Genomic DNA, 5,596 nt, shown 5'->3' on the forward strand with positions numbered 1-5,596 from the left:
GCCCGTTGCAGGTGCCGGGGCTCGACCTCAAGGGCGGCCAGGACGCGGCCTTTGCCCTGTCGGATGCGCTGGCGATCATCCTGATCTCCAACAATCTGGGCGATGCCAAGTCCCTGATCACCCATCCGCGCACCACGACCCATGCGCGCCTCACCGAGGAAGTCCGCCTCGAAACCGGCGTTACCCCGGGCCTCTTGCGTCTTTCCGTCGGTCTCGAAGATCCCGAGGATCTGATTGCCGACCTCATGTACGCGCTCGATCAGGTGTGAGAAGAAGGGCCACGCCCTCGTGGTTCGACAGGCTCACCATGAGGTCTACTTTGGGCTGTCCCGGTAGACCTCGTCTTGAGCACGTCGACGGAAGAGGTCGCGTCTCGATGTGGAGGATGGCGATGTTCAGACTATTGGCGACCCTGCTCGTCGCGCTTCTCGCCACCCCCGCCTTCGCGCAGCCGCTCCCTTATCATTCCGATCCCGATGCCCGCGAAATCCTGCCGCTCCAGGGTTCGGTCCCGGCCATCCGCTTCCTCACCACCTCTGATTTCCCGCCGTTCAATTTTCGCGATGGCAATGGCGAGCTGATCGGCTTCAATATCGATCTCGCCCGCCGCATCTGCGCCGAGGTCAATATTGCCTGTACCATGCAGGATTGGCCCTGGGACCAGGCGGCCAATGCCCTCGCCGATTCACAGGGCGACGCCCTGATCGCCGGGCTCGCGGTCACCGCCGAAAATGGCCAGCGGTTCGATTTCTCTTCGACCTATCTCGCCCTGCCGGGGCGCTTTGTCACCCGCACCAACGATGCCGCAGCGTTCTCGGTCACCGGCCTTTCCAGCAAGACAGTCGCCATCCGCACCGGCAGCGCCCATGCCGATTTCATGGCCCGTTACCTGCCGCGGGTAAAAACCGAAGGTTTTGGCTCCGAGATCGAAGCCCTTGCTGCCCTCCGCGATGGCAAGGTCGATGTCTATTTTGGCGATGCCATGCGCTCGGCTTTCTGGCTCAACGAAAATCCCGCCTGCTGCTCCTTTGCCGGGGAACCCTATTTCCGGCCGGAACTCTTCGGCGAAGGCCTCGCTATCGCGGTTCCCTCGGGCAATGACGCGGTACGCCACGCCATCGATTGGGCCCTTGTGCGCCTCAAGGAAAACGGCACGCTCGACGAGCTCTACCTGCGCTGGTTCCCGGTCGGTTTTTATTGACGCGTTGAAGCGCCCTCGACCCTTTCCGTCGCCGTCATTGCCGTGCTCGTCCGGGCAATCCGTCGCTGAAAACTAGCGGACGAGGTCCCGTTGCTGGCAATGGGTGGGGCTGATGCTTAGCTCGGCATTCTTCTGTGCCGCGCCCGCGCCGCCACTTCGATAGCCGCGGTGGTCAAGCGGTCAAGGCTGAGCTTGTCGCGCAGCATTTCGAGAAAGCGCAGCTCTTCCTGTTCGAGATGCAGGTCGACCGCCGCCACTTCCACGGCCAGCGCATAGGCGGTGTCCTCGAGCTTTTTAGGTAGCGCGGCGAGCGCATTGTCGATCACCCGGTCGAGCCCGTCGGGTCCGTTGAGCAGGTCGGCGCATTCGTTCGCCACATCGGCGAGGCGCGATTTGTCAAAACCTTCGAATACCGGCAGCCGGTCGATCAGGGCCTGGATGCGAAACAGTTCGCGCTCGGTCATCGTGCTGTCCGATGAGGCGGCGACAATCATCAGGTGGATGAGGGCGTCGTGGGCGGTGGTCATGGCGCGTTCCGGAAAAAGCGGGTGTTCACAGAAAACTATGGCGCGTCGGAAGCTTTCGCAACCACCTGCGACATTGACGCCGGACCTATTGAATGCGACACCGCCCTTCTTCCCGTTTTCAAGCAACCTCAGAAAGGCTGCCAACCAGTGTCGCCCGCTGCTTTGCCCGCCCTCGATCCGTCATTCTTTGAGCCCGCGCAGACCGCTCGCGCCTGGCCATTCGAAGAAGCACGCAAGATCGTCAAACGGCTGGAAAAGTCGGGCAAGGGCGAGGCGCTCTTCGAGACCGGCTATGGCCCATCAGGTCTGCCCCATATCGGCACCTTTGGCGAAGTGGCGCGCACCACCATGGTCCGCACCGCCTTCCGCCTGCTCACGCGCGATGAAATTCCGACCCGGCTCCTATGCTTCTCGGACGATCTCGATGGCATGCGCAAAATTCCGGATACCGTCCCCTCCAAGGAGGCGATGGAGCCGCATCTGCAAAAGCCGTTGACCTCGGTGCCCGATCCCTGGACCAACGAATACGAGAGCTTTGGCCATCACAACAATGCCATGCTCCGCCGGTTCCTCGACACTTTCGGGTTCGATTACGAATTCGCCAGCGCCACCGACTACTACCGGTCAGGAAAATTCGATCACGTCCTGCGCCTTGCCGCAGAGCGCTATCAGGCCATCATGGATGTGATGCTGCCGACCCTCGGTGCCGAGCGGCAGGCGACCTATTCGCCCTTCCTGCCGATCTCCCCGATTTCCGGCCGCGTACTCTACGTGCCGATGAAGGAAGTCAACGCCAAGGACGGCACTATCACCTTCACCGATGAAGACGGCCGCGACACCACCGTCCCGGTCACCGGCGGCCACGTCAAGCTGCAGTGGAAGCCCGACTTCGGCATGCGCTGGGCCGCGCTCGGCGTCGACTTCGAAATGTTCGGCAAGGACCACCAGACCAATCAGCACGTCTACGACAAGATCTGCGCGATCCTCGGCGGCACCCCTCCCGAGCACTATGTCTATGAGCTGTTCCTCGACGCCGAAGGCCAGAAGATTTCGAAGTCCAAGGGCAATGGCCTGACCATCGACGAATGGCTGACCTATGCGCCGACCGAAAGCCTGGGGCTCTACATGTTCCAGAAGCCGCGCGTCGCCAAGCGCCTGCATTTCGATGTCATCCCGCGCGCCGTCGACGAATATGCCGCGCACGTTGCGTCATACGCCAAGCAGGATACTGCCGCACGGCTCGAAAACCCGGCCTTCCACGTCCATTACGGCAATGTGCCCGTTATCGACATGCCGGTCACCTTCGCGCTGCTGCTCAACCTCGCCACGGCCTCCAATCCGGAAACGCCCGAGGTCATGTGGGGCTACATCTCGGCCTATGCGCCGGGCATTTCGCCAGCGACCCATCCGCATCTCGATGCGCTGGTCGGCTATGCCATGCGCTACTTCCGCGATTTCGTGAAGAAGACCTACCGTGCCCCCGACGAGGTCGAACGCGCCGCGCTCGAAGCCCTGTCATCAGCCTTTGCCGAATTGCCGGCCGATGCCGACAACGAAACCATCCAGAACGCCGCCCTCGATGTCGCTCGCCAGATCGAGCGCTATCAGGACCATTCCAAGACCGGTCCGAATGGCGGCCCCGGCGTCTCGGGCGATTTCTTCCAGATGCTCTATCAGGTGCTGATCGGCCAGGAGCGCGGCCCGCGCTTCGGCTCCTTCGCCGCGCTCTACGGCATCGACAACACCCGCAGGCTTATCGGCGACGCGCTGGCGGGCAAGATGCTCGCCCAGGCCTAAAAAATCAAAAGTGCGGCGCGTGGACTACGGATCACGCGCCGCACTCTTTTGACCGGTCGATTTCGGCCGGTTTTTTATTGGTTCGCGCCCTCATCCGGCTCGAACACCAGAATATCGCCCGGCTGACACTGCAGATACCGGCAGATCGCCTCGAGCGTATCGAACCTGATCCCCTTGACCTTGCCCTGCTTGAGCAGGCTCAGATTGGCCTCGGTGATGCCGATATACTCGGCCAGGTCCTTCGATTTCACGTTCTGCCGCGCCAGAACCACGGCGAGGTTCACCTTGATCGTCATGGGTCAGATGAACTGGCTGTTTTCTTCGGCAATCGCGGCGGCCTTCTCCATAGCCCAGGCGACAGCCGCGATCGTGCCGGCAAACATGGCGAGGAGCAGCATGTCGCTGTCAATGAGCACGACCAACTGCCGATGGCCCGCGGCCGCCGTCCAGGTCAGCACGAGGCCCATCAGCGTCGGGCTCACCAGCTGCGCCAGCGCCGCCAGCATGCCGCCGGTCGCAAATCCCCGCAGGCCCGCAATGCCGTCCAAGGCAAAAGGCCGTCCCTCGGCAAAGCTCTTGAGGCAGGTCCGCAGCCGCGCAAAACCCCAGGCGAGCGGCAGCACCGTCAACAGCGCCACGATCGCCGCCGCAATGCGCTGCCCCATGGTGATATCGACCAGAAGCTCAGGCCCCAGTCCCACCATCGTCCGCACTTCGGTGGCGTCGACGAACAACCAATAGGCCGCCGCGCCCATGGGCAGCAGCGTTGCCAGCGCCACCGCGGCAACCGACAGGCCGTTGAACAGCAGCGCCATGCGCGGCGTGACTGGGATGGTCTTGTCGCTGCCAAACGCCGTTTCCATTGCCCTACTCATGGTCTCATCTCCATTTCGATGCACCTTGGGTCTCACAAAAATTATCGTTTGACAATAACAAAAGCTCGTATGAGGAATAGAAATTATCGCCAAACGATAAGGAAAACCCAATGCGTACCCTGTCTGCCCTCGCTCTTTTCGCCCTTTCGGTCGCCCCAGTCATGGCCGGGCCAACGACCAGCGAAGGGCGCATCTCCGTTGCTCAGGTGATGGAAATGATGCAGCGCGCTCCGCGTGACGCTGGCGCCCGCAATACCGCCCTCGCCTACATCGCCGGGGTTGGCGAGGCCGCAGGTTTCATGATTTCCCACGCCACCGCAAAGGGCGCCGCACCGTCCAAATGCACCGGCAAGCTCAGTCTTTCCGAAGATAGCCTGCTGGCCGCGCTGTCGGCCGCAGCGCCGGACACGGCAAGCTGGGCCGAAACCCCGGCAACGCCGATCATCCTGGCCGATCTCTTCGCCAGGGCTGGATGCAGCTAGGCGCTAGCCCAGCGTTTTCTTGAAAAACACCACGCGCTGGGTTTCCGTAAAGCCCAGCGCGCGATGCATATTATGGCTGTCAAAGTTCTCAACCGATGCGTCAGAGGCAAATTCGGTGCAGCCATGTTGCCTCGCCCAGGCTTCCACGCCTCCGACCAGCGCCCGCGCCACGCCCGTGCCCCGTGCCTCGGGCTTGACGAAAATCCCCTCGAGAAACGCGACGGGCGAAGTCCTGCAGCCGTTGACATAGTCGCGCCGCAGCGCCGCTTCGGCAAAGCCGAGCGCCACCCCGTCCGCATTCCGGGCGATCAGGTTGATCGTCTCTCCGGCATCGGCGAGAAGTTCGGCAATCTCGGCCGCGTGCTCGCCATTCCCGCCGCTCGGCCAGAGGGCCGTCCGCATTGCAGTCCAGTCCGCGGTATCCCCAGCCTCTGCTGGCGCGATCTTTATTGGCTGGCCCAGATGATCCGCGCGATCCATTCGATATCCCTGGTGTTGAGAATTCTCGGTTCATAGGCCGGGTTGAGCGAATGCAGCTCGATCTGCTTGGCGCTCTGGCGATAGAGGATTTTCGCCATCACCTCGCCCTCGCGCGTCTTGACCACGACCCGGTCGCCGCGCCGCACCTGCTCGGTGGGTGAAACCACGACCCGGTCGCCCTCGCGATAGAGCGGCTCCATGCTGTCGCCCTGGATTTCGAGCGCCTAGATGCCG

Annotated in this window: 8 protein-coding genes and 1 pseudogene; 4 read left to right on the plus strand and 5 right to left on the minus strand. The window is 62.4% G+C overall.

Translation table 11 applies throughout. The features are described 5' to 3' along the window. Positions 1 to 269, plus strand: a 269-nt coding sequence (locus tag J0I64_RS04305; protein ID WP_291406376.1) for a PLP-dependent transferase, incomplete at its 5' end; no start/stop codon positions are given. Positions 270 to 391: 122 nt separating this feature from the next. Beyond that, a complete protein-coding gene (locus J0I64_RS04310) occupies positions 392 to 1,201 on the plus strand; it encodes a transporter substrate-binding domain-containing protein (RefSeq protein WP_291406377.1) in 810 nt (269 codons plus the stop codon). Between the two features lie 116 nt (positions 1,202 to 1,317). Here the strand turns inward: J0I64_RS04310 and J0I64_RS04315 are convergent, their stop codons facing one another. Next, complete coding sequence (locus J0I64_RS04315; RefSeq protein WP_291406378.1) at positions 1,318 to 1,728, minus strand: tellurite resistance TerB family protein; 411 nt, start codon at positions 1,726 to 1,728, stop codon at positions 1,318 to 1,320. A gap of 147 nt (positions 1,729 to 1,875) precedes the next feature. On the opposite strand from J0I64_RS04315, the gene J0I64_RS04320 reads away from it, so the two are divergent. Then, on the plus strand, positions 1,876 to 3,525 hold the full coding sequence (locus tag J0I64_RS04320; RefSeq protein ID WP_291406379.1) for a lysine--tRNA ligase: 1,650 nt from the start codon (positions 1,876 to 1,878) through the stop codon (positions 3,523 to 3,525). 74 nt (positions 3,526 to 3,599) lie between these two features. Here the strand turns inward: J0I64_RS04320 and J0I64_RS04325 are convergent, their stop codons facing one another. Both J0I64_RS04325 and J0I64_RS04330 read right to left on the minus strand, forming a co-directional pair. Next, positions 3,600 to 3,821: a helix-turn-helix transcriptional regulator gene (locus tag J0I64_RS04325; RefSeq protein ID WP_291406380.1), complete on the minus strand. Its 222-nt coding sequence runs from the start codon at positions 3,819 to 3,821 to the stop codon at positions 3,600 to 3,602. Positions 3,822 to 3,824: 3 nt separating this feature from the next. Continuing rightward, on the minus strand, positions 3,825 to 4,400 hold the full coding sequence (locus J0I64_RS04330; RefSeq protein ID WP_291406381.1) for a hypothetical protein: 576 nt from the start codon (positions 4,398 to 4,400) through the stop codon (positions 3,825 to 3,827). Positions 4,401 to 4,510: 110 nt separating this feature from the next. Here J0I64_RS04330 and J0I64_RS04335 point away from each other — a divergent pair, with 110 nt between their 5' ends. Then, the gene (locus J0I64_RS04335) at positions 4,511 to 4,882 is read left to right on the plus strand and encodes a chlorophyllide reductase (protein ID WP_291406382.1); all 372 of its coding nucleotides are present in this window, start codon (positions 4,511 to 4,513) and stop codon (positions 4,880 to 4,882) included. 3 nt (positions 4,883 to 4,885) lie between these two features. On the opposite strand, the gene aac(6') is transcribed toward J0I64_RS04335, so the two are convergent. Together aac(6') and J0I64_RS04345 are read right to left on the minus strand one after the other, a co-directional pair. Continuing rightward, a complete protein-coding gene (gene aac(6') / locus J0I64_RS04340; RefSeq protein WP_366933692.1) occupies positions 4,886 to 5,362 on the minus strand; it encodes an aminoglycoside 6'-N-acetyltransferase in 477 nt (158 codons plus the stop codon). Then, a pseudogene (locus J0I64_RS04345) lies at positions 5,329 to 5,596 on the minus strand (helix-turn-helix transcriptional regulator); the annotation flags it as partial. The gene aac(6') and the pseudogene J0I64_RS04345, both read right to left, overlap by 34 nt.

It is taken from the genome of Devosia sp., from assembly GCF_017307565.1.
Classification (GTDB): Bacteria; Pseudomonadota; Alphaproteobacteria; order Rhizobiales; family Devosiaceae; genus Devosia.

Coding starts and splice junctions, on each gene's coding strand:
- J0I64_RS04310 (WP_291406377.1), top strand. CDS start 392: ATGTTCAGACTATTGGCGACCCTGCTCGTCGCGCTTCTCGCCACCCCC.
- J0I64_RS04315 (WP_291406378.1), bottom strand. CDS start 1,728: ATGACCACCGCCCACGACGCCCTCATCCACCTGATGATTGTCGCCGCC.
- J0I64_RS04325 (WP_291406380.1), bottom strand. CDS start 3,821: ATGACGATCAAGGTGAACCTCGCCGTGGTTCTGGCGCGGCAGAACGTG.
- J0I64_RS04330 (WP_291406381.1), bottom strand. CDS start 4,400: ATGAGTAGGGCAATGGAAACGGCGTTTGGCAGCGACAAGACCATCCCA.
- J0I64_RS04335 (WP_291406382.1), top strand. CDS start 4,511: ATGCGTACCCTGTCTGCCCTCGCTCTTTTCGCCCTTTCGGTCGCCCCA.